Consider the following 20,231-nt stretch of genomic DNA (forward strand, 5'->3'; position numbering starts at 1 on the left):
GTCCGATGGAAACAACGACTGGAATCCGGACAGAATTCCCAAGCCGCGCCCAGCTTTTTACGATCATGCAGTACCCTGTGCCCCCGCAGGGGGTTCAGCGCGACGCAGCAGCTCGAAGAAAGCACTGGTCAGGGGCGCGCATCGCATCGGAACGGCCACCTTCCCCCCGCCTTTCACCTCGGCTCTCACTTCACAAGACGGATCCCATGGCCATCTGGTTGCCCGAGCACGCCACCGGGCCCGGGCTTGCCGGAGGCCCCGGGCGGGTGTGCGCTGGAGGGGAGGAGGTCCCGCCATGAACGGTTCCGCTTCGGCCCCGGCGCACCGGCGCCACCGGCCGCATCTCCCCGCCGTACCGCTCCACGCCTCCGCCTCCTGGGCGGTCCCCGTCGTACTGGGCGTCCTCAGCGGCGGCTACGCGATCTTCATCGGCCGCAACCAGGGCATGACCCTGCCCTCCGCCACGCTCCTCGGTGTGGCGGCGGCGATCGTCGTCGGCGCGGCCTGCTATCTGGTCGGGCGGTTCCAGGGACGGCTGCTGCCGGAGGTCAGGGCTGGGCTGTACGGAACGCTCCTCGGCTGCGTGATCGGCTTCCTGTACTGCCTGAGCGGGGCGGCGGTCGGACGGGCGACCGGCGTCGGCCTGGGGGTGGCGCTGTCGACGGCGGCGGTGTCGTTCTACGTCTTCCATGCCCACTCGGACTGACTCGCCCGCCCGGACCAAGCGAATCGAGCAGCCCTCAGCCGAACTGCACCGACCGCTTCGCCAGCCCCATCCAGAAGCCGTCGATCACACTCCGCTGACTGCCCAGCTCCGACTCCGCCGCGCCCAGCGTGACGAACAGCGGGGCGAAGTGCTCGGTGCGCGGGTGGGCGAGGGAGCCGCTCGGGGAAGCGTGCTCGAAGTCGAGCAGCGCGTCGATGTCCTGCCCGGCGAGCGCGCTCTGCCCCCAGTCGTCGAACTCGGTCGACCAGCCGGGCGGCGTCGGGCCTGAGTGCCGCAGCGCGGCCAGGTTGTGGGTGAAGAAGCCGCTGCCAACGATCAGCACTCCCTCGTCGCGCAGCGGGGCGAGCTTGCGGCCTATGTCCATCAGCTTCCGCGGGTCCAACGTCGGCATCGAGACCTGGAGGACGGGAATGTCGGCGTCCGGGTACATCTCGACCAGCGGTACGTACGCACCGTGGTCGAGCCCGCGGTCGGGGATGTCCTGGACGGGCGTACCCGCCGCGCGCAGCGTCTTACGGACCCGTTCGGCCAGCTCGGGAGCGCCGGGCGCGGCGTAGCGGACCCGGTAGTAGTGCTGGGGAAATCCCCAGAAGTCGTAGACCAGCGGCACCGTCTCGGTGGCCCCGATGGCGAGCGGGGCCTCCTCCCAGTGCGCGGAGATCATCAGAATGGCGGTGGGCCGCGGCAGCTCCGCCGACCAGGCGGCGAGCTGCCCGGGCCAGACCGGATCATCGGCGAGCGGCGGAGCACCATGACTGAGATAGAGGGCGGGCATGCGCGACACGGCGGCGACTCCTCGGCCAGACGAAGACCATAAAGCTTGAAGTCTCAAGCACTAGCCCGATAACGGTACCGCACACTTGTTTAAAATTCAAGAAGTAGACTTACAATGAACGATGTGGACGCCATGAAATCCCCCGCAGACGCCGCCGACGAGCCCCGCTGGCTGGACGATGACGAGCAGCGCGCCTGGCTGGCGTACATCCAGGCCAGCATGTTGCTGGAGGACCATCTCGACCGTCAGCTCCAGCGCGACGCGGGCATGCCGCACGTCTACTACAGCCTGCTGGTGAAGCTCTCCTGGGCGCCCCGCCACCAGATGCGGATGACGGAGCTGGCCGAGGCCGCCAAGATCACCCGGTCCCGGCTCTCCCACGCCATCACCCGCATGGAGAAGGACGGCTGGGTGCGGCGCGAGGACTGCCCCTCCGACAAGCGCGGACAGAACGCGGTCCTCACCAAGAAGGGGTTCGACGTCCTCAAGCAGACCGCCCCCGGCCATGTCGAGGCCGTCCGCTCAGCGATCTTCGACCGGCTCACCTCGGAGCAGATCGCCCAGTTCGGCGACGTCTGCCGGATCATCGCCGACGGCCTCCAGCCCGAGGGCGCCGACCTCCCCTGGCTGCGCTGAGCACACCCGGCACGTGAAGGCCCCGCCCCCCCCGGGCGAATACCGGGGAGCGGGGCCCATACGCAGTCCTGCGCACCGGCAGTGCGCGCCGTCAGTGCGCCATGACCGGAACAGCGTCCTCGACCGCCCCGTCGGCCGAACCGGCGACCGCGCCGCCCGCGGCGCCGTCCTGCCTCCCGGCGCTGATCAGCGTGGTGGCGATCGCCGCGGACAGCAGCAGGATGCCGACCGCCCAGGCGATGGCCGCGGTGTAGCCGTGCACCATCGACTGGAGCTGGAGCAGCTTGGGCGACGAGCCCGTGGCCGCGTGGCCCTTGGCGTACGCCGTGGTGGCGCTGGCGGCGATGGTGTTGAGCAGCGCGGTGCCGATCGCGCCGCCCACCTGCTGCGAGGTGTTGACCATCGCGGAGGCGACGCCCGCGTCACGCGGCTCGACCCCATGGGTGGCCAGGCTCATCGCGGGCATGAAGGCCGTACCCATGCCGAGGCCGAGCAGCATGATCGCGGGCAGGATCAGCGCCGGGTACGAGCTGTCGAGGTCGATCTGGGTCAGCAGCAGCATGCCGGACGCGGCGACCAGGAAGCCCGGGCCCATCAGCAGCCGCGGCGGGACCCGGGTCATCAGCCGGGCGCCGATCTGCGTGGAGCCGGTGATCATGCCCGCGACCATCGGCAGGAAGGCCAGACCGGTTTCGACCGGGCTGTATCCCTTGACGATCTGCATGTAGTAGGTGAGGAACAGGAACAGACCGAACATGGCGATGACGGCGAGGCCCAGCGAGGCGTAGACCCCGCCGCGGTTGCGGTCGGTGATGACGCGCAGCGGCAGCAGCGGCGCCTTCACCCGGGACTCGACGAACACGAAGGCGGTCAGCAGCACGGCGGCCGCGATGTACAGGGCGACGGTCGGGCGCGCGGTCCAGCCGTCGGACTCGGCGCGGGTGAAGGCGTAGACCAGCGAGACCAGGCCCGAGGTGGCGAGCAGCACTCCGGGGACGTCCAGCCTGGAGCGGTTACGGCTCTCGGTGGGCTCGCGGACCACGGCGATCGCGCCGACCGCGGCGACGATGGCGAACGGGATGTTGACGAAGAACGTCCAGCGCCAGTCCAGGTACTCGGTGAGCACGCCGCCGAGGATCAGGCCCACGGCACCGCCGCCGCCCGCGATGGCGCCGAAGACGCCGAACGCCTTGGCCCGCTCCTTCGGGTCGGTGAACATCACGGCGAGCAGCGAGAGCGCGGAGGGCGCGAGCAGCGCGCCGAAGAGGCCCTGGAGGGCGCGGGCGCCGAGCAGCATGCCGCTGCCCACCGCGGCGCCGCCGAGCGCCGAGGCCGCGGCGAAGCCGATCAGCCCGACGATGAAGGTCTGCTTACGGCCCCACAGGTCCGCGATCCGGCCGCCGAACAGCAGCAGGCCGCCGAAGGCGAGCGCGTAGGCGGTGATGACCCACTGCTTGTTGCCGTCGGAGATGTTCAGGTCGGCCTGGGCCGAGGGCAGCGCGATGTTCACGATGGTCGCGTCGAGGACGACCATCAGCTGCGCGAGGGCGATGAATATCAGCGCTTTCCAGCGCAGGGGATCGACGTAGGGAGCCTTGTTCAGGGCCGTTTCAGGCATGGGTGGGCCTACCTAGCGGTGCGGAGAGTGAGAAATGGGACGTTTGACACCCGACCGAGGACCGGGCGGAGTCAGTTCAGTGGAAGGAGAAGAAGAAGCCGTAGCGGCGATCGAAGCGCGACGTCGTACGCATTCAAGACCGGTGGACGCGCGAAAAGTAAGCGGTGCTCGGTGAACGGCCGGGTGCGAGCTGCGTCACGGCCGGTGCTGAAGATCCTCCAAGGTGACGGCGGAGCCGGGAAGTTCGGAGCGCGCCGGAGCCGACAGGCCGTCCAGGAACAGCTGTAGGTGCCGGTGCACGAAGGCGTCGAAGTCCACGCAGCCACTGCCGGGCAGCGGCCGGGTGAGCTGGGTGAGGGCGACCATCAGATCGCCGACGTCGATGTCGGCGCGGAGTCGGCCGGCGGCTCGGGCGGCCCCCATCAGGGCGTCGATACCGGCGTCCAGGCGGTCGCGGGCAGCGATGTGGTCGGGGTGCTCCTTGTCGATGCCGTCGGAGAGCAGGGGGCACAGCGCGCCGATCCGCTCGTCCGCCGCCGCGTGGACGAAGCGCCCCAGCGCCACGAAGGCGTCGGGCTCCTCGACCAGGGCCGATTCGGCTTGCTCGGCGACGCGGGACATCACCGACAGGGTCACGTGGTGGATCAGTTCACGGCGGTCGGCGAAGTGCCGGTAGAGGGTGGCGTTGCCGACTCCCGCCCGGCGGGCGATCTCGTCGAGCGGGACCTCGGCCCCGTACTCGACGAGCACTTCGCGTGCGGCACCGATGATCCGCTCCCGATTGCGCAGGGCGTCGGCACGCAGTCGGGGCGGTGCGTGCCGTGCGCGATCCGCGGCTCGTGCGGCGGTGGCTCCGGCCATGACAGCTCCCCTTCCGTGTCCGTTCGTCCCCGGCATCGGGCGATGCGAGGTTCAAGATTTCCGGGGAGTCAGTCCCCGTTTATGCGGTCACCGGGTTAAACGGGGAACCAGTCCCCGGAATTTCTCGGTCCGTAGGTGACCTGCCTCACACCTGATACGCGCGGATTTCGCCCGACCGGCCCAGCGGCTTCCCCCGCCCGGACGCACCCCGGGGGCGCCACGGCGCGCCCCGGCACACCGTGGGCGGCAATGAAGCAGACCCGCGAGGCCACCCGCCCTCGAATACGCAGGCTCCGCCGAGGCAGCGCGTTCCTCACCGCCACCGTGCTCACGGTCGCGGTGGTCGCCCCGGCGGCGATGCCGCGTCCGGGGAAACCGGCCGCCGCCAAGCGGGCCCCCGCGCCGGTGACCACGGCGGAGCCCGGGTCGCTCGAACCGTGTTCCCTCGCCCCCGGGCGCGGGCTCCAGATGTCCGAGGGCGTCCCCACCAACCGCGGCTACAGCCGCAGCACGGGGACGGTCAACGCCCTCAACCTGATGATCGACTTCCCGGATGTGCGCGGCAAGGGCACGGCCCGCGAGCGCTTCGAGGAGTTCTTCCCGCAGACCTCGCGGTGGTTCGCGCGCAGCTCCTACGGACGGCTCGACTACCGGCCCGCGATGCCGATCGACCACTGGCTGCGCATGCCGCACTCGTTCCGCTCGTACGGCATAAAGCGCGGCAGCCCCTTCGATCCCGGCTACCGCAAGCTGGTCGCCGACATAGCGAGAACGGCCGACCCGAAGGTGGACTTCCGCCGCTACGACCTGGTGAACGTCCTGGTCACCCCCAACGCCGGGCCACCCGCCGCGCATGCGGTGCTCTCCGTGACGTACGCCGACAACCAGCGCGCCCCGACCGCGGACGGGGTTCCGCTGGCCAATGTCTCCTTTGTCTACAGCCGTCAGGACGACGGTTCCGGTTCGCTCCGGAAGACCGGCTTCCGAGTCCTTCCGCACGAGAACGGCCATGTCTTCGGCCTCCCCGACCTCTACACCCGCGACGGCGGCGACAACGTCGGCCACTGGGATGTGATGTCCGAGGACTGGGGCGCCGGCAACGACCTGCTGGCCTGGCACAAGTGGAAGCTCGGCTGGCTCGGCGCCCGCCAGGTCGACTGCGCCGCCCACCCCGGCACCACGGTGCACACGCTGTCGCCGCTGCACCGGCCCGAGGGCACCAAACTGGTCTTCGTACCGGTCTCGGACTCCACCGGATACGCCCTGGAGGCGCGCGACACCGGCGGCAACGACGAGGCGGTGTGCAAGCCCGGCGTCCTGGTGACCTGGGTGGACACCCGGGTCGACTCGGGCGGCGGCCCGGTCACCGTCCTGGACAGCTCCCCCGGCGGCCGTGGCTGCACCCAGGAGCGCAACGTCCATCCCGGGCTCAGCGACGCGGCGTTCGGCCCCGGCGAGACGTACGAGGGGGGCGCGGGCGGCGTGCGCGTACGCGTCCGCGTCACCGGCCGGGACGCGGACGGCTCCTACCGCGTCGAGGTCACGCGTCGCGCCAGTGCCGGCGCCCGAGGCTGATCAGCAACAGCTGCTTACGGGCGGTCTCGGCGATCCGCTCGTGCTCCCCCACGTCGTCCTGCGCCTCCATGAACGCGGTCGCCGTCGTCACCATGCGGTCGACATACAGCTCGGCCAGCATCCGGACATCCTCCGGCGGCCAGCCCGCCGGGGTGAGCCGGGGCGCGAAGGCCGCGGCGACCTCGTCGGCCAGCAGGCCCAGTTCGGCGGCGATCGCCTCCCGCACCGGCCGCACTCCGCCGTGGCGTTCGCGCGCGATGAAGCGGATGTGGGTGGGGTGGCGGCGCACATGCTCGGCGACGGCCTCCATCACGGCATCGATCCGCTCCTCGTCACCGTCCCGTTCGGCGAGGATCGCGCGGATCATGCCCTGGAGGCTGCCCAGGGACTCCTCGACCAGCGCCACGCCCAGATCGGCCATGTCCCGGAAGTGCCGGTAGAAGGCGGCCGGGGCCATGCCCACCACCCGGGTGACCTCCCGCAGTCCCAGGCTGCTGAGGCTCTGGTCCGCCAGCAGCCCCAGCGCCGCGTCGAGCAGCGCGCGGCGCGATTTGCGCTTACGGGCCTCGCGGATCCCGCATGTGTGACTCATATCATTCCAGTAAACAGGTGTTCGCCGACCTTGGCCAGCCGTACGCGGGGGTAGCCTAGATGTCAGTGAACAGTTGTGAATCCAATTGTTCACTCAATGACAATCCGCATCCCGGATCCACCACCATGAGAGAGGCTCACATGCTCTTCATCGTCGCGGCTCTCGCCCTGATGGGGGTTCTGCTGGGCGCGGCGGCACATACCCCGCTCCCGGTCTTCCTCGCCGCTTCCGGCGTCATCGGCGCATGGCTGCTCGTCTTCTTCATCCGTGAACGCACCGGACACAAGGAGAGCTGACCCATGGCACTCACCGCACCCACCCGCACCTCGCCGGTCCGCGCGCGCCGGGACGCCGACGGCATGGCCGTCGCCTCCTTCGTGCTCGGCCTCATCGGCACCCTCCTCTTCAACGCGGTCTTCGGGCCCTGCGCCATCGTCCTCGGCACGCTCGCGCTCGCCCGGGAGACCGAGCGCCGGGGCCGCGCGCTGCTCGGCATCGCGCTCGGCGTCGCCGACGTGATCCTGCTGGCCGTCCTGATGACGCTGGACCACTCGGTCTTCTGGCAGTTCGGCAGCTGACCCCCCTTGCCATCGGCGGCCCTTCCACTGAGTGGAAGGGCCGTTGCCCGTGTATGACCCCCGTCACCACGCTGCTGTGCATGACCGCATTCGCACGGAACCAGTGGTACGTCGCCGCCTATGGCCGGGAGGTCGGCCGTGAGCTGCTGGGGCGCACCATCCTGAACGAGCCCATCGCCTTCTACCGCACCGAATCCGACAACGCCGTCGTCGCGCTCGCCGACCGCTGTGTGCACCGCCGCTATCCGCTCTCCGCCAGCCGCCTCGACGGCGACAAGGTCGTCTGCGGCTACCACGGCTTCACCTACGACGCCTCCGGCACCTGTGTGTTCGTGCCCGGCCAGAAGCGCGTCCCGCGCACCGCCCGGGTCGCCTCGTACCCCGTCGTCGAGCAGGACTCGCTGGTCTGGGTGTGGATCGGCGATCCCGCGCTCGCCGATCCGGCCGCGATCCCGCGCGCCCCCTGGCTCGCCGATCCGCGCTGGCGGACGGTCGGCGGCATGGAGCCGATCGACGCGGGCTACGGGCTGCTCGTGGACAACCTGATGGACCTGTCGCACGAGACGTATCTGCACGGCGGCTACATCGGCACCCCCGAGGTCGCCGAGACCCCCATCACCACCGAGGTCGACGAGGGCGCGGGCATCGTGCGGGTCAGCCGCCACATGGACGACGCCGAATGCCCGCCCTTCTACGCCCGCTCCACTGGCATCGATGGCCGCATCACCCGCTGGCAGGACATCGAGTACCACGCGCCCTGTCTGTATCTGCTGCACAGCCGCATCGCCCCGACCGGGGTGCTGCCGGAGGCCGACGGTTCCGATCCGAACGCCTTCCATGTGGAGATCACGTACGCCATCACGCCCTCCACCGACCGCACGGTGTACGACTTCTGGGCCGTCTCCCGGGACTTCGCCCAGGACGACGACGAAGTCACCACCTTCCTCCACGACTTCAACCGCACCGTCGTGCGGCAGGACGTGGACGCGCTGAACCTGCTCCAGAAGGCGCTGGACACCGAGCGCGAGGGCTATCAGGAGCTGAGCATCAACATCGACACCGGCGGTCTGGCCGCGCGCCGCATCCTCGCCCGCCTCGCCGCCGAGGGCGAGCAGCGCACCGCCCCGACGCCCGGCCCGGCGACCACGGCCGCGCCATGAGCGGCGCGCCCAGCGCCGAGGTCTACCGGATCGACTGGCTGCCCGGCACCGACGTGCTGCACGGCGTCTGCCACTGCGGCGCGGAGCGCACCGCGCAGGACCCGGTCGAGCTGTGGCAGTGGATGCTCGCGCACCCCGAAGGACACACCGCGCCGACGGCCGACAACCAGAAAGGCACCACCGAGTGAGCAGCGCCCCCGAAGGCCCCGCGGCCGCCGATGGCCATCCGTACGACGACACCCTGCTGGTCGCCGAGCGCACCGACGCGGCGGCGGACGTGGTGACGCTCGCACTCCGCCATCCGGCGGGGCACGAGCTGCCCGGCTGGGAGCCCGGTGCCCATGTCGACCTCGTCCTCGGTGACGGGCTGATCCGGCAGTACTCGCTGTGCGGGGACCCGGCGGACCGTACGACGTGGCGGATCGCTGTGCTGCGGGCGCCCGACGGACGCGGCGGTTCCGCCCGGGTCCACGACACGCTCGCCGAAGGCACGCGGGTGCGGGTGCGCGGGCCGCGCAACCACTTCGCGCTGCGCCCCGCCGCCCGTTATCTGTTCATCGCGGGCGGCATCGGCATCACCCCGATCCTCCCCATGACGGCCGCCGCCGAGGCCGCGGGCGCCGACTGGACGCTGCTGTACGGCGGGCGCACCCGCGGCTCCATGGCCTTCGCGGACCAACTCGCCGCCGCCTACGGCGAGAAGGTGCGGCTGGTGCCGCAGGACGAGGCGGGGCTGCTCGACCTCGCCGCGCATCTCGCCGAGCCCGCCCCCGGCACCCTGGTCTACTGCTGCGGCCCGGAGCCGCTGCTGCGGGTGGCGGAGGAGCGGTGCCGCGCCTGGCCGGACGGTGCGCTGCGCACCGAACGGTTCCAGCCCCGTACGGCGGACGAGGGCGAGCAGAACGATGCGAACGGCGAGCCGCAGCACGGGAATTCCGGCGGTTTTGAAGTGATCCTCGACCGATCGGGACGCTCCCTCACCGTCGAACCCGGACGGAGCGTGCTGCGCACCCTGGAGGAGGCAGGGGTGCCGGTTTTGTACTCCTGCGAGGAGGGCACGTGTGGTACGTGCGAGACGGATGTCATCGAGGGCGAGGTGGACCACCGCGACTCCGTACTCACCGACGAGGAGCGCGCGTCGGGCGAAACGATGATGATCTGCGTCTCACGCTGCCGGGGCCCGAAACTGGTGCTGGACCTGTGAAAGCCCCTGGGAAACGGCGCTGAACGAGCGCCCACGCCTCTCAAACGCATGGGGCCGGGTGAGCCCGGCCACTGGACAATCAGCTTGGTTAGGCTAACCTAAGTACGCCTTCGGGGTGCCGTCCCCTGGGCACCGTCCCCGTACGTCTTGAGAAAAGGCACCACCATGCGGTCCATGCGCCAGGCCAGAGAACTTCCGCTCTCCCGTCGCGGTCTCCTCGCCGCGGGCGGCGCCACCGGACTCGGAGCCCTCGTCACCGCCTGTGGCGGCAAGGGCGGTTCGGGCTCCGGCGACGGAAAGGGCGGCGGTTCCTGGTCGTTCACGGACGACCGCAAGAAGAAGATCAGCACCGATGGCACGCCCGAGCACATCGTCGCCTACGTCGCCGCGGCGGCAGCGCTGTACGACTTCGGCATCGACAAGCAGATCACCGGCGTCTTCGGCCCCACCAAGCTGAAGAACGGCAAGCCGGACCCGCAGGCCGGGGACATCGACGTCGACCGGCTGACCAGCCTCGGCCAGACCTGGGGCCAGTTCAACGTCGAGAAGTACGCCTCGCTCAGCCCCGATCTGCTGATCACCAACATGTTCGACCCGGGCGCGCTCTTCTACATCCCGGACGACAGCAAGAAGAAGATCCTCCAACTGGCCCCCAGCTGCGCCATCACCACCGGCCGGGTCTCCATGCTGGAGCCCATCAAGCGCTACGCCGCGCTGGCCGAGGCGCTCGGCGCGGACCTCAAGGCCAAGAAGGTCACCGACGCCAAGGCCCGCTTCGAGAAGGCGTCCGAGGAACTGCGCAAGACGGCCAAGTCGCACAAGATCCGGGTCATGGCCTGCTCCGCCAGCGCCGACCTCTTCTATGTCTCCAACCCGGAGATCAGCGCCGACCTGCTGTACTTCAAGGAGCTGGGCGTCGACCTCGTACAGCCGCGAAAGCCCGACAAGGGCGGCTACTTCGAGAGCCTGAGCTGGGAGAACGCCGACAAGTACGACGCGGATGTGCTGTTCCTGGACAACCGCACCGCGACCCTCCAGCCCAGCGCCCTGACGTCCAAGCCGACCTGGTCGAAACTCCCCGCCGTCAAGGCGGACCAGATCACGCCCTGGAGCAGCGAGCCGCGCTTCTCGTACGCCGGTGCGGCCCCGCTCATCGAGTCCCTCACCAAGGCCATTCAGGACGCGAAGAAGGTCAGCTGACGCGCTGACCGGTTCAGCCTGACTGTCCGGTTCAGCCTGACCGACCGGCCACCGGCCCCGACCACGGCAAGCGAAGGGAAGACGTCGATCCCATGACCACCGCAGCCACCGCCACCCGCCCCGCCACCGCCGTACCGTTCCGCTTCTTCGACGCGCACGTCGTACGGACCCGGGCACTCGGCCCTTCCATGTCCCGGATCACCTTCGGCGGCACCGGCCTCGGAAACTTCACCGCCGGCGGCCGCGACCAGCGCTTCAAACTGTTCCTGCCGCACCCCGGCCAGCCCGCGCCGGTCGTGCCGGTCGAGGACGGCGACGGCTGGTTCGCCAGCTGGCGCGCGATGGACCCGGCCGTACGCGGCATCATGCGCTCGTACACGGTGCGCGAGCAGCGCCGCGAACCCGACGAGATCGACGTCGACTTCGCGCTCCACCACGACACCGGACCGGCCGCCCGCTGGGCCGCGCGCGCCGAGAGCGGCGACCGCGTCACCCTGCTGGGCCCGGTCGTCGAGGACAACGGCGGCGTCGACTTCCGGCCACCGCCCGGCACCGACTGGGTGCTGGTCTCCGGCGACGAGACCGCGCTGCCCGCCATCGCGGGCATCCTCGACTGGCTGCCCGCGGGCACCCCGGCGAAGGTGTGGATCGAGGTCCAGCACGCCGAGGACATGCAGCGGCTGCGCACCGCGGCCGACGCCGAGATCACCTGGCTGGTCCGGGACGGCGCCGCCCCCGGCTCCCCGCGCTCCGCCCTGCTGCTGGACTCCGTACGCGCCACCCAGCTGCCCTCCGGCTCCCCGTACGCGTGGATCGCGGGCGAGGCCGGAACCGTCAAGGAGATGCGCCGCCATCTGGTGCGCGAACGCGGCTTCGAGCGCAAGGCCGTCACCTTCACCGGCTACTGGCGGCTCGGCGCCTGCGAGGAACAGCTCGTCGAGGAGGCCGTGAGCGGCAACGGCCCGAAAGCCGACGACTGACCGGTACCCCCCACTGATAGTCCCTCAGCTGGCCGACGGGTTCCGATCGCCGGAGCGCGCCACCGCGCGCCCGGCTCCCCCGGCCGGCGCACCCGCCTGCCCGCACTTCCCCCCCCACCGGCACACCGGCACCCCCACACGCACGCCCGCGTGCGCGCCCACACCCGCGCGCCCGCATGCTCCAGGAAGGACAGACCGTGAGTTTCCTCGCGCAGACCGCTGAGGACCCGTCGTCGGAGTCGATACCCGGGGCGGCGGATGGCAGGGCCCACCTCTTCAACGACCGTACGGCGGAGAGCTACCAGCGCTCCGTGACCGACGGCGTCGGCCTGGTGGCCTCCACCGTCGCCCGCACCGACCGCCCGTTCACCGGCGTCACCCCCGGTGAGCTGGCCCCCGAGATCTCCGGCATCGACCTGGAACAGCCGCTGGACGACCCGCGCGCCGCGCTGAAGGAGCTGGAGCGCGTCTACCTCAAGGACGCCGTCTACTTCCACCACCCGCGCTACCTCGCCCACCTCAACTGCCCCGTCGTCATCCCGGCGCTGCTGGGCGAGGCGGTCCTGTCGGCCGTCAACTCCTCCCTCGACACCTGGGACCAGAGCGCCGGCGGCACCCTCATCGAGCGGCGGCTGATCGACTGGACCGCGGAGCGCATCGGGCTCGGCGAGGCCGCCGACGGCATCTTCACCAGCGGCGGCAGCCAGTCCAACCTCCACGCGCTGCTGCTGGCCCGCGACGAGGCGTGCAAGCTGGTGGAGAAGGAGGCCGCAGCGAGCGGGGAGACCGTCGCCAAATCCGAGATCCTGCCGCGGCTGCGCATCCTCACCTCCCAGGCCGGCCACTTCTCCGTGAAGAAGGCCGCCGCCATCCTGGGGCTCGGCTACGAGGCCGTCATCCCGGTCCCCTGCGACCAGGACCGGCGCATGCGCACCGTCGCCCTGGCCCGCGAACTCGACCGCTGCCGTCAGGAAAACCTGGTGGTCATGGCCGTCGTCGCGACCGCCGGAACCACCGACTTCGGCTCCATCGACCCGCTGCCCGAGATCGCCGAGCTGTGCGACCGGCACGGCTCCTGGATGCACGTGGACGCCGCGTACGGCTGCGGACTGCTCGCCTCCCCCACCCGCCGCCATCTGCTCGACGGCATCGAGCGCGCCGACTCGGTCACCGTGGACTACCACAAGTCGTTCTTCCAGCCGGTCAGCTCCAGCGCCGTCCTGGTCCGCGACCGCGTCACGCTCAGCCACGCCACGTACCACGCGGACTACCTCAACCCCGCGCGCAGCGTCGAGAAGCTCATCCCCAACCAGGTCGACAAGTCCATCCAGACCACCCGCCGCTTCGACGCGCTCAAACTGTGGCTGACGCTGCGCATCATGGGCGCGGACGCGGTCGGGGCGCTCTTCGACGAGGTCGTGGACCGGGCCGCCGAGGGCTGGAACCTGCTGGACACCGACCCGCGGTTCGAGGTCGTCACCGAGCCGCAGCTGTCGACGCTCGTCTTCCGCTACGTCCCCGGGGACGGCTCCGACCCGGACCTGGTCGACCGCGCCAATCTGCACGCCCGTGAGGCCCTGGCCGCCTCGGGCGAGGCGGTCGTGGCGGGCACCGTCGTGGACGGCCGCCACTACCTGAAGTTCACCCTGCTCAACCCGGAGACGTCGCTGAGCGACATCGCGTTCGTCCTCGACCTCCTCGCCGAGCACGCCGGTCAGTACCTGGCCCTGCACATCGAGCCCGAGCTCAGCCACTCCCGCGCCAGCTGAGCCGCGGGCCTGTGAGCCGCAGGCCCGACCGAGCCGCTGGCCCGGCTGAGCACTGACCGCACGTCCCCCTCGGAGAACCACCGTGTCATCCCCGCACATATACGACTTCATCGCCGTCGGCCTCGGCCCCTACAACCTGGGCCTCGCCTGCCTCACCGAGCCGATCGACGAGCTCGACGGCCTGTTCCTGGAGAGCAAGCCCGACTTCGACTGGCATCCGGGCATGCTGCTGGACGGCGTCACCCTCCAGACCCCGTTCATGGCCGACCTCGTCACCCTGGCCGACCCCACCTCCCCGTACTCCTTCCTCAACTACCTGAAGGAATCCGGGCGGCTGTACTCGTTCTACATCCGCGAGATCTTCTATCCGCTGCGGGCCGAGTACAACAAGTACTGCCGCTGGGCGGCGGGCAAGCTCGCCGGCGTGCGCTTCGGCCACGAGGTCACGAGCGTCCGTTACGACGACACCGACGGCCTCTACACCGTGCGCTCCCGGCGCACCAACGGCGAGACCACCGAGCACCGCGCCCGCCATCTGGTGCTCGGCACCGGCACCCCGCCCTTCATCCCGGAGACCTGCCGGGGGCTCGGCGGCGACCTGCTGCACAACGGGCGCTACCTGGAGCACAAGGAGGCGCTCCAGGCCAAGGAGTCCATCACGATCGTCGGCAGCGGGCAGAGCGCGGCCGAGATCTACCAGGACCTGCTGGCCGACATCGGCAGCCACGGCTACCGCCTCAACTGGGTGACCCGTTCCCCGCGGTTCTTCCCGCTCGAATACACCAAGCTGACGCTGGAGATGACCTCGCCGGAGTACGTGGACTACTTCCACGCCCTCCCCGAGGACACCCGCTACCGGCTGGAGTCCGAGCAGAAGGGCCTGTTCAAGGGCATCGACGCGGACCTCATCAACTCCATCTACGACCTGCTCTACCAGCGCTCCGTCGACGGCCCGGTGCCCACCCGGCTGCTCACCAACACCGCGCTCACCGACGCCTCGTACGACGAGTCCACCGGTACGTACACCCTCGGGCTGCGCCACGAGGAGCAGGAGCGCGACTTCTCCCTCACCACCCAGGGCCTCGTCCTCGCCACCGGCTACCGCTACCAGGTTCCCGACTTCCTGGAGCCGGTGCGCGACCGCATCCGCTGGGACGGCCACGGCCGCTTCGACGTCGCCCGCAACTACAGCATCGACACCACCGGGCGCGGCATCTTCCTCCAGAACGGTGCCACCCAGGCCCACAGCCTCACCTCCCCCGACCTGGGCATGGGCCCGTACCGCAACTCGTGGATCATCCGTGAGCTGCTGGGCCGCGAGCTGTACCCGGTCGAGAAGTCGATCGCCTTCCAGGAGTTCGGCGCACCGGAGGGAGCCCTGGCATGACCGTGTTCAAGCGTGACGACGACCGCCTCGGCGGCTTCGCCCTGCGCACCCTCGACCCGGCGGCGGACGCCGCGCTGCTGCATCGCTGGGTGACCCACCCCAAGGCGTCCTACTGGATGATGCAGGACGCGACCCTCGCCGACACCGAGGCCGAATACCGCAGGATCGCCGACCATCCGCACCACGAGGCGTTCATCGGCCTGCACAACAACGAGCCCGCCTTCCTCGCCGAGCGCTACGACCCGGCCGAGGTCGAGCTGAAGGGGCTGTACGAGCCCCAGAGGGGCGACATCGGCATGCACTTCCTGTGCGCGCCGACCGACACCCCGGTACACGGCTTCACCCTCGCCGTGATCACCACCGTCATGGAGTTCTGCTTCGACGACCCCGCCGTCCGGCGCGTCGTCGTCGAGCCCGACGTCCGCAACGACGCGGTGCACGCGCTGAACGCGGCGGTCGGCTTCGACGTCGTCGAGAAGATCGCCAAACCGGAGAAGGACGCCTACCTCAGTACCTGCACGCGCGAGCGCTTCGCCGCCGCGCGCGCCGCGCAAGGAGTATCCCGATGAGCCCCCGCGACGCCGTCGCCCACCTCACGCCCGACCTGTGGGAGCGGGCGGGCCGCCTCCTCATACGCAAGGCACTCGCCGAATTCGCCCACGAGCGCCTGCTGAAGCCCGAACCCATCGGCGACGGCCGGTACGCCGTCGAAAGCGACGACGGCTCGGTGACCTACCGCTTCGCCGCCCGCGTCCTCACCCTGGACCACTGGCTGGTCGACGCGGACAGCATCACCCGCCACGGCCGGGACGGCGCGCAGCGCCCGCTGGACGCCCTCGACTTCTTCATCGAGCTGCGCGGCGCCCTCGGCCTCAGCGACGACATCCTCCCCGTGTACCTGGAGGAGATCAGCTCCACCCTCTCCGGTACGGCCTACAAGCTGGCCGCCGAGCCGGTCGGCGCGGCGCAGCTCGCCAAGTCCGGCTTCCAGGAGATCGAGACGGGGATGACCGAGGGCCACCCCTGCTTCGTCGCCAACAACGGACGGCTCGGCTTCGGCATCCACGAGTACCTCTCGTACGCCCCGGAGACCGCGAGCCCCGTCCAGCTGGTCTGGCTGGCCGCGCACCGCGACCACTCCACCTTCACCGCGTCCGCCGACCTCGACTACGACGCGCTGGTCCGCGCCGAGCTGAGCGAGGAGACCCGGGCCCGCTTCGCGGACACCCTCAGCGGCCTCGGCCTCGACATCGCCGACTACCACCTGCTGCCGGTGCACCCCTGGCAGTGGTGGAACAAGCTGTCCGTCAGCTTCGCCGCCGAGGTCGCCCAGCAGCGGCTGGTCTGGCTCGGCCCCGGTGAGGACGAATACCTCGCGCAGCAGTCGATCCGTACCTTCTTCAACACCAGCGACCCGGCCAAGCACTATGTGAAGACCGCCCTGTCGGTCCTCAACATGGGCTTCATGCGGGGCCTCTCGGCCGCCTACATGGAGGCCACCCCGGCCATCAACGACTGGCTGGCGGGCGTCATCGCCTCCGACGACGTCTTCCAGGCCGCCCGCTTCTCGATCATCCGCGAGCGGGCCGCCATCGGCTACCACCACCGCCAGTACGAGGCCGCCACCAACCGGTACTCCCCGTACCGCAAGATGCTCGCCGCGCTGTGGCGCGAGAGCCCCGTCGCCTCCCTGGAGCCCGGCCAGCGCCTCGCCACCATGGCCTCCCTCCTCCACACCGACGCCGAGGGCGGCTCCTTCGTCAGCGCCCTCATCGAGGAATCCGGCCTCACCCCGGCCGCCTGGCTCCGCCGCTACCTGGACGCCTACCTCACCCCGGTGCTGCACAGCTTCTACGCGTACGACCTGGTGTTCATGCCGCACGGCGAGAACGTCATCCTGGTCATCGAGGACGGCGCGGTCCAGCGCGTGATCTTCAAGGACATCGCCGAGGAGATCGCGGTGATGGACCCGGACGCGGTCCTGCCCCCGGCCGTCGAGCGCATCCGCGCGGAGGTCCCCGAGGACAAGAAGCTGCTGTCCGTCTTCACCGACGTCTTCGACTGCTTCCTGCGCTTCCTCAACGGCATCCTCGTCTCCGACGGCCTGGTCGAGGAGGACACCTTCTGGCGGACGGTCGCCGCGAGCGTGCGCGGCTACCAGGAGTCGATGCCGCACCTCGCGGACAAGTTCAAGCAGTACGACATGTTCGCGGAGGACTTCGCGCTGTCCTGCCTCAACCGGCTCCAGCTGCGCAACAACCGCGAGATGGTCGACCTCCAGGACCCGGCGGGGGCGCTTCAGCTGATCGGCACGCTGAAGAACCCGATCGCGCCGTTCCGCTCCGCGGGAGCCTGAGCCTTCGAGCGCCGGGCACCGCTGCGCTCACCGCAGCGGTGCCCGGCTGCTCCTCCGTCACGACCCCCCGGTGGCGACGTACGGACGGCACACCCCACCGTCGTAGTCCGTCGCGACCTCCAGCACCTTCCGGCCGTCTTCCGACGGCAGCAGGCTGGAGCTGTAGTTGGGGCAGGAGTCGAGCTTGTCGGACTTCACGGCGACGGGCGCCGGGATCTCACGCCACGCCCCTTCCCCGCCCTTGCTGTTCGTCCAGATCGTGCGCCCGCTGGCCTCGGCCCGGCTGCCGTCCTTGTTGTACATCGCCTGCCCGACCAGCAGCAGCTTGCCCTGCGGATTCCCCTCCTCCGGCGCCCAGGCCAGATTCGGCGCGTGCAGGAAGTACTTCCCGTCCGCCGTCTCCGCCCGGGTGCCCAGGTCGGCCGGGTCGCCCCAGTCCCATCCGTCGCGCGAGGTGCGCAGATGCGCCACGCAGGAGTACTTGCCTCCGGCCGCGCAGATCTCGTACGACATGACGTACGTGCCGTTCGGCAGCTTCCGCACCACCGGCATCCCGGGCCGGTCGGACGCCAGCTTGCTGGTCACGGTGTCGCGAGGCCCGCTCCACGAGACGCCGTCCTTCGACCGCACGGCGACGAGCTTCTGGCTGTGCCGCGGATCGGTCTCGTCGGAGTAGTGGCAGACCAGGTTCCCCTCGGCATCGATGGAGAACTCCGGCTCCCACAGCCCCCTGGTGTTCGGCGAGGTGGCGACCGTGGACAGATAGCTCCAGTTCCGCCCGTGATCGGTGCTCTTGAACACCCGGATCGACATCCGGGGCTCGGGCTTCTCGTCCTGCCCGAACGAGGCCGCCCACAGCAGCGTCCCGGCGGGCATGTCCCCGACCTGCTGCGGCAGCTCGTACAGCGTCGCGCAGCACAGCCCCTTGCCGTCCGCGGCCTTGTCGTCGGAGACGGTCCCCACGCGGCGGAAGCTCCCGCCACCGTCGGTGCTCTCCTGAATCTCCCCCACGCCATCGCCCCCCTTGTGGGAGACGGACGACGCGAGCACGCGCCCGTTCGCGTCCCCGCTGTGCCGCAGCCGAATCGCCCGCGGATAGAGCGACCCGCCGTCCCCCAGCGGCTTGGCGGCCGCCATCTCCCCGGGCGCCGCGTTGTTGCTCACCGCGCCCTTTCCGCTCTCGCCGTCCTCGCTGTCCTGCGGAGGGTCGCCGCGGCATGACGTGAGGGAGAGAGCGGTGAGGGCGGCAACGAGCGTCATGAGGAACGCCGCCGGCCTGCTGCCCGGACGTGAACGGAGGTTGGTGCTTGTTGACATGAGCCTTCCTGACGTTGTGGGGGGGGGCGAGCGCCTGTGGACCCTGCGACAAGCCTGCTCGTCGCCGCTGGTGATCCATTAGTGATCCACTAACGCACCACTAACAGGCTGTCAGCCCCACCAGGCCGAACACACCACCGCCCCGCACACCGCTCCAGGCCGCCGAGACGACGCCCTGCGCGTACGCAATAGTTGCACAAGCCCTATATCGCTGCGCGCCCAATACCTCCCCCGCACACACACCACCCCGCCGGTCGTACGCCCAACGGGGGCGAACCCCGAAGACCGCATCCGCTACGCTGTGGGTGGTCAGTCGGTTCCCTACCACCGACAGCCCCCCCGCCTCCGTAGCTCAGGGGATAGAGCACCGCTCTCCTAAAGCGGGTGTCGCAGGTTCGAATCCTGCCGGGGGCACAGCAAAGTGCCTGGTCAGAGGCCCTTCCGCCCAACGGGCGGGAGGGCCTTCGTACTCGCAGCACACACATGGCCCACATGCTGCTGCGAGTAGCGGTGGGGAGCTGTGCGATATGCCCGCGAAGGGAGCTGGCCCGGCGCCAGTACGAGAAGCTGGTCGACCGCGTGGAGGGGCTAACGCGGGCCTCGTTGAGCCTCGCTCCCGGGGCTACCACGGGCAGCTGATCCTGAGCAGTGGCGGATCTTGGGGAGATGGGCGGGCTGAAGGACGTCCGTCGTGCTGCACGCGAAGCGGGCCGTCGTCTCGGCTGGCAACCGGAGACCCACATCGTCGACGCAAGGCTCTTCGTGTATGACGACCGCGAGGTCCCCAAGGAGATCAGTGAGCTGGCCGCCGGGGATGCTGCTGACGCCACGGTCAGCCGTCGCCGCCCAACCTTTGCTGAAGAGCCTGCGCAGCATGCCGGAAATCTGTCGAGCCCGACCCTGTGGCGGCTCTACCCTTCCCGCATGGCCCACGGAAAGACCTCGTACGTTTGCCTGCCCTGCCGGGCCTCGTACAAGCAGCCCTACCCCGGCTACCACGACCACGACCGGGTCTGTCCACGCTGCGCCGAACCGCTGATCCACGTCGGCTCCGCCTTCGCTGCACCCAAGAGGCGGGACACCGCCGCCTGGCGCACCCTCTCCGTGCTGCTGCACGCCGGTGTGCGCTTCCGCAAGAGCTGCTGCGGCGGCCCCGGCTACCGCCCACGCACCCTCGGCGAGGTACGCGAGCGGATGGCCCACGCGCGGGCCACCGGAGAACCATTCGCTCAGGCGTTGGTCCGCCGCGACCTGCCCTAGCAGCCCGAAAGCAGGCGGCGTTCCGCCGCGCCGCCGAAGCGCCCCCTGCCTGTCATACCCAGCACGCACAAGGCACACATCACGCCGCGGGATCCTCTAGGACGGCCACAGCCTCGGCAGCCTTGCGGGCCTCCTTCTCCGCCTTCTCCAGCTTGGCCTTCGCCTTGGCCAGTTGCCTGGATCGGCGCTTGTGCATTTTCTTCGAGACCTCGTCCAGCCGGTCCGGGAGCCCGCGC

The 20,231-nt window shown here is 70.2% G+C and carries 20 protein-coding genes and 1 tRNA gene; 16 read left to right on the forward strand and 5 right to left on the reverse strand.

Translation table 11 applies throughout. From position 1 onward, the window contains the following. Positions 1-295: 295 nt before the first annotated feature. Positions 296-706, forward strand: coding sequence for a hypothetical protein (locus ACH4TL_RS04690; RefSeq protein ID WP_398312179.1), 411 nt, complete (start codon positions 296-298; stop codon positions 704-706). Positions 707-740: 34 nt separating this feature from the next. Here the strand turns inward: ACH4TL_RS04690 and ACH4TL_RS04695 are convergent, their stop codons facing one another. Continuing rightward, positions 741-1,502 carry a dioxygenase gene (locus ACH4TL_RS04695; protein WP_398313670.1) on the reverse strand — a complete coding sequence of 254 codons (762 nt, stop codon included), beginning with the start codon at positions 1,500-1,502 and terminating at the stop codon, positions 741-743. 132 nt (positions 1,503-1,634) lie between these two features. On the opposite strand from ACH4TL_RS04695, the gene ACH4TL_RS04700 reads away from it, so the two are divergent. Next, positions 1,635-2,138, forward strand: coding sequence for a MarR family winged helix-turn-helix transcriptional regulator (locus ACH4TL_RS04700; RefSeq protein WP_398312176.1), 504 nt, complete (start codon positions 1,635-1,637; stop codon positions 2,136-2,138). Positions 2,139-2,229: 91 nt separating this feature from the next. Here the strand turns inward: ACH4TL_RS04700 and ACH4TL_RS04705 are convergent, their stop codons facing one another. Together ACH4TL_RS04705 and ACH4TL_RS04710 are read right to left on the reverse strand one after the other, a co-directional pair. Then, positions 2,230-3,756, reverse strand: a complete 1,527-nt coding sequence (locus tag ACH4TL_RS04705; protein WP_398312173.1) for an MFS transporter — start codon at positions 3,754-3,756, stop codon at positions 2,230-2,232. A 195-nt stretch (positions 3,757-3,951) separates the two neighbouring features. Continuing rightward, positions 3,952-4,617, reverse strand: a complete 666-nt coding sequence (locus tag ACH4TL_RS04710; RefSeq protein WP_398312170.1) for a TetR/AcrR family transcriptional regulator — start codon at positions 4,615-4,617, stop codon at positions 3,952-3,954. A 249-nt stretch (positions 4,618-4,866) separates the two neighbouring features. On the opposite strand from ACH4TL_RS04710, the gene ACH4TL_RS04715 reads away from it, so the two are divergent. Next, positions 4,867-6,192: a M6 family metalloprotease domain-containing protein gene (locus ACH4TL_RS04715; RefSeq protein WP_398312167.1), complete on the forward strand. Its 1,326-nt coding sequence runs from the start codon at positions 4,867-4,869 to the stop codon at positions 6,190-6,192. On the opposite strand, the gene ACH4TL_RS04720 is transcribed toward ACH4TL_RS04715, so the two are convergent. Continuing rightward, positions 6,158-6,784: a TetR family transcriptional regulator gene (locus ACH4TL_RS04720; protein ID WP_398312164.1), complete on the reverse strand. Its 627-nt coding sequence runs from the start codon at positions 6,782-6,784 to the stop codon at positions 6,158-6,160. The genes ACH4TL_RS04715 and ACH4TL_RS04720 overlap by 35 nt on opposite strands. A 125-nt stretch (positions 6,785-6,909) precedes the next feature. Here ACH4TL_RS04720 and ACH4TL_RS04725 point away from each other — a divergent pair, with 125 nt between their 5' ends. The 11 genes from ACH4TL_RS04725 to ACH4TL_RS04775 all read left to right on the forward strand — a co-directional run bounded on the left by ACH4TL_RS04725 (position 6,910) and on the right by ACH4TL_RS04775 (position 17,418). Beyond that, positions 6,910-7,080 (forward strand): hypothetical protein, encoded by a 171-nt coding sequence (locus ACH4TL_RS04725; protein WP_398313739.1) that lies wholly within the window; start codon positions 6,910-6,912, stop codon positions 7,078-7,080. 3 nt (positions 7,081-7,083) lie between these two features. Further along, complete coding sequence (locus ACH4TL_RS04730; RefSeq protein ID WP_398312161.1) at positions 7,084-7,362, forward strand: DUF4190 domain-containing protein; 279 nt, start codon at positions 7,084-7,086, stop codon at positions 7,360-7,362. Between the two features lie 80 nt (positions 7,363-7,442). Further along, entirely contained in the window at positions 7,443-8,522 is a 1,080-nt protein-coding gene (locus ACH4TL_RS04735) for a Rieske 2Fe-2S domain-containing protein (protein WP_398312158.1), read from the forward strand. Further along, positions 8,519-8,710, forward strand: a complete 192-nt coding sequence (locus ACH4TL_RS04740) for a hypothetical protein (protein ID WP_398312156.1) — start codon at positions 8,519-8,521, stop codon at positions 8,708-8,710. Before ACH4TL_RS04735 ends, ACH4TL_RS04740 begins: the two co-directional genes overlap by 4 nt. Further along, positions 8,707-9,726 carry a PDR/VanB family oxidoreductase gene (locus tag ACH4TL_RS04745; protein WP_398312153.1) on the forward strand — a complete coding sequence of 340 codons (1,020 nt, stop codon included), beginning with the start codon at positions 8,707-8,709 and terminating at the stop codon, positions 9,724-9,726. Before ACH4TL_RS04740 ends, ACH4TL_RS04745 begins: the two co-directional genes overlap by 4 nt. Before the next feature lie 174 nt (positions 9,727-9,900). Further along, on the forward strand, positions 9,901-10,926 hold the full coding sequence (locus ACH4TL_RS04750; RefSeq protein WP_398312150.1) for an ABC transporter substrate-binding protein: 1,026 nt from the start codon (positions 9,901-9,903) through the stop codon (positions 10,924-10,926). A gap of 92 nt (positions 10,927-11,018) precedes the next feature. Beyond that, positions 11,019-11,906: a siderophore-interacting protein gene (locus ACH4TL_RS04755; protein WP_398312147.1), complete on the forward strand. Its 888-nt coding sequence runs from the start codon at positions 11,019-11,021 to the stop codon at positions 11,904-11,906. Positions 11,907-12,103: 197 nt separating this feature from the next. Then, a complete protein-coding gene (locus ACH4TL_RS04760; protein WP_398312144.1) occupies positions 12,104-13,675 on the forward strand; it encodes a pyridoxal phosphate-dependent decarboxylase family protein in 1,572 nt (523 codons plus the stop codon). Between the two features lie 82 nt (positions 13,676-13,757). Further along, positions 13,758-15,062, forward strand: a complete 1,305-nt coding sequence (locus ACH4TL_RS04765) for a lysine N(6)-hydroxylase/L-ornithine N(5)-oxygenase family protein (RefSeq protein WP_398312141.1) — start codon at positions 13,758-13,760, stop codon at positions 15,060-15,062. Next, positions 15,059-15,631, forward strand: coding sequence for a GNAT family N-acetyltransferase (locus ACH4TL_RS04770; RefSeq protein ID WP_398312138.1), 573 nt, complete (start codon positions 15,059-15,061; stop codon positions 15,629-15,631). Before ACH4TL_RS04765 ends, ACH4TL_RS04770 begins: the two co-directional genes overlap by 4 nt. Continuing rightward, on the forward strand, positions 15,628-17,418 hold the full coding sequence (locus ACH4TL_RS04775; RefSeq protein WP_398312135.1) for an IucA/IucC family protein: 1,791 nt from the start codon (positions 15,628-15,630) through the stop codon (positions 17,416-17,418). The genes ACH4TL_RS04770 and ACH4TL_RS04775 overlap by 4 nt, the downstream gene beginning before the upstream one ends. 57 nt (positions 17,419-17,475) lie before the next feature. On the opposite strand, the gene ACH4TL_RS04780 is transcribed toward ACH4TL_RS04775, so the two are convergent. Further along, complete coding sequence (locus ACH4TL_RS04780; protein ID WP_398312132.1) at positions 17,476-18,678, reverse strand: exo-alpha-sialidase; 1,203 nt, start codon at positions 18,676-18,678, stop codon at positions 17,476-17,478. Between the two features lie 398 nt (positions 18,679-19,076). Here ACH4TL_RS04780 and ACH4TL_RS04785 point away from each other — a divergent pair. Both ACH4TL_RS04785 and ACH4TL_RS04790 read left to right on the forward strand, forming a co-directional pair. Beyond that, positions 19,077-19,149 (forward strand) — tRNA-Arg (locus tag ACH4TL_RS04785). A gap of 510 nt (positions 19,150-19,659) precedes the next feature. Continuing rightward, positions 19,660-19,995 carry a deoxyxylulose-5-phosphate synthase gene (locus tag ACH4TL_RS04790; protein WP_398312129.1) on the forward strand — a complete coding sequence of 112 codons (336 nt, stop codon included), beginning with the start codon at positions 19,660-19,662 and terminating at the stop codon, positions 19,993-19,995. The last annotated feature ends 236 nt before the right edge of the window (positions 19,996-20,231 follow it).

Origin of the sequence: Streptomyces sp. NPDC021115 (assembly GCF_044333065.1) — a bacterium.
Classification (GTDB): domain Bacteria; phylum Actinomycetota; class Actinomycetes; order Streptomycetales; family Streptomycetaceae; genus Streptomyces.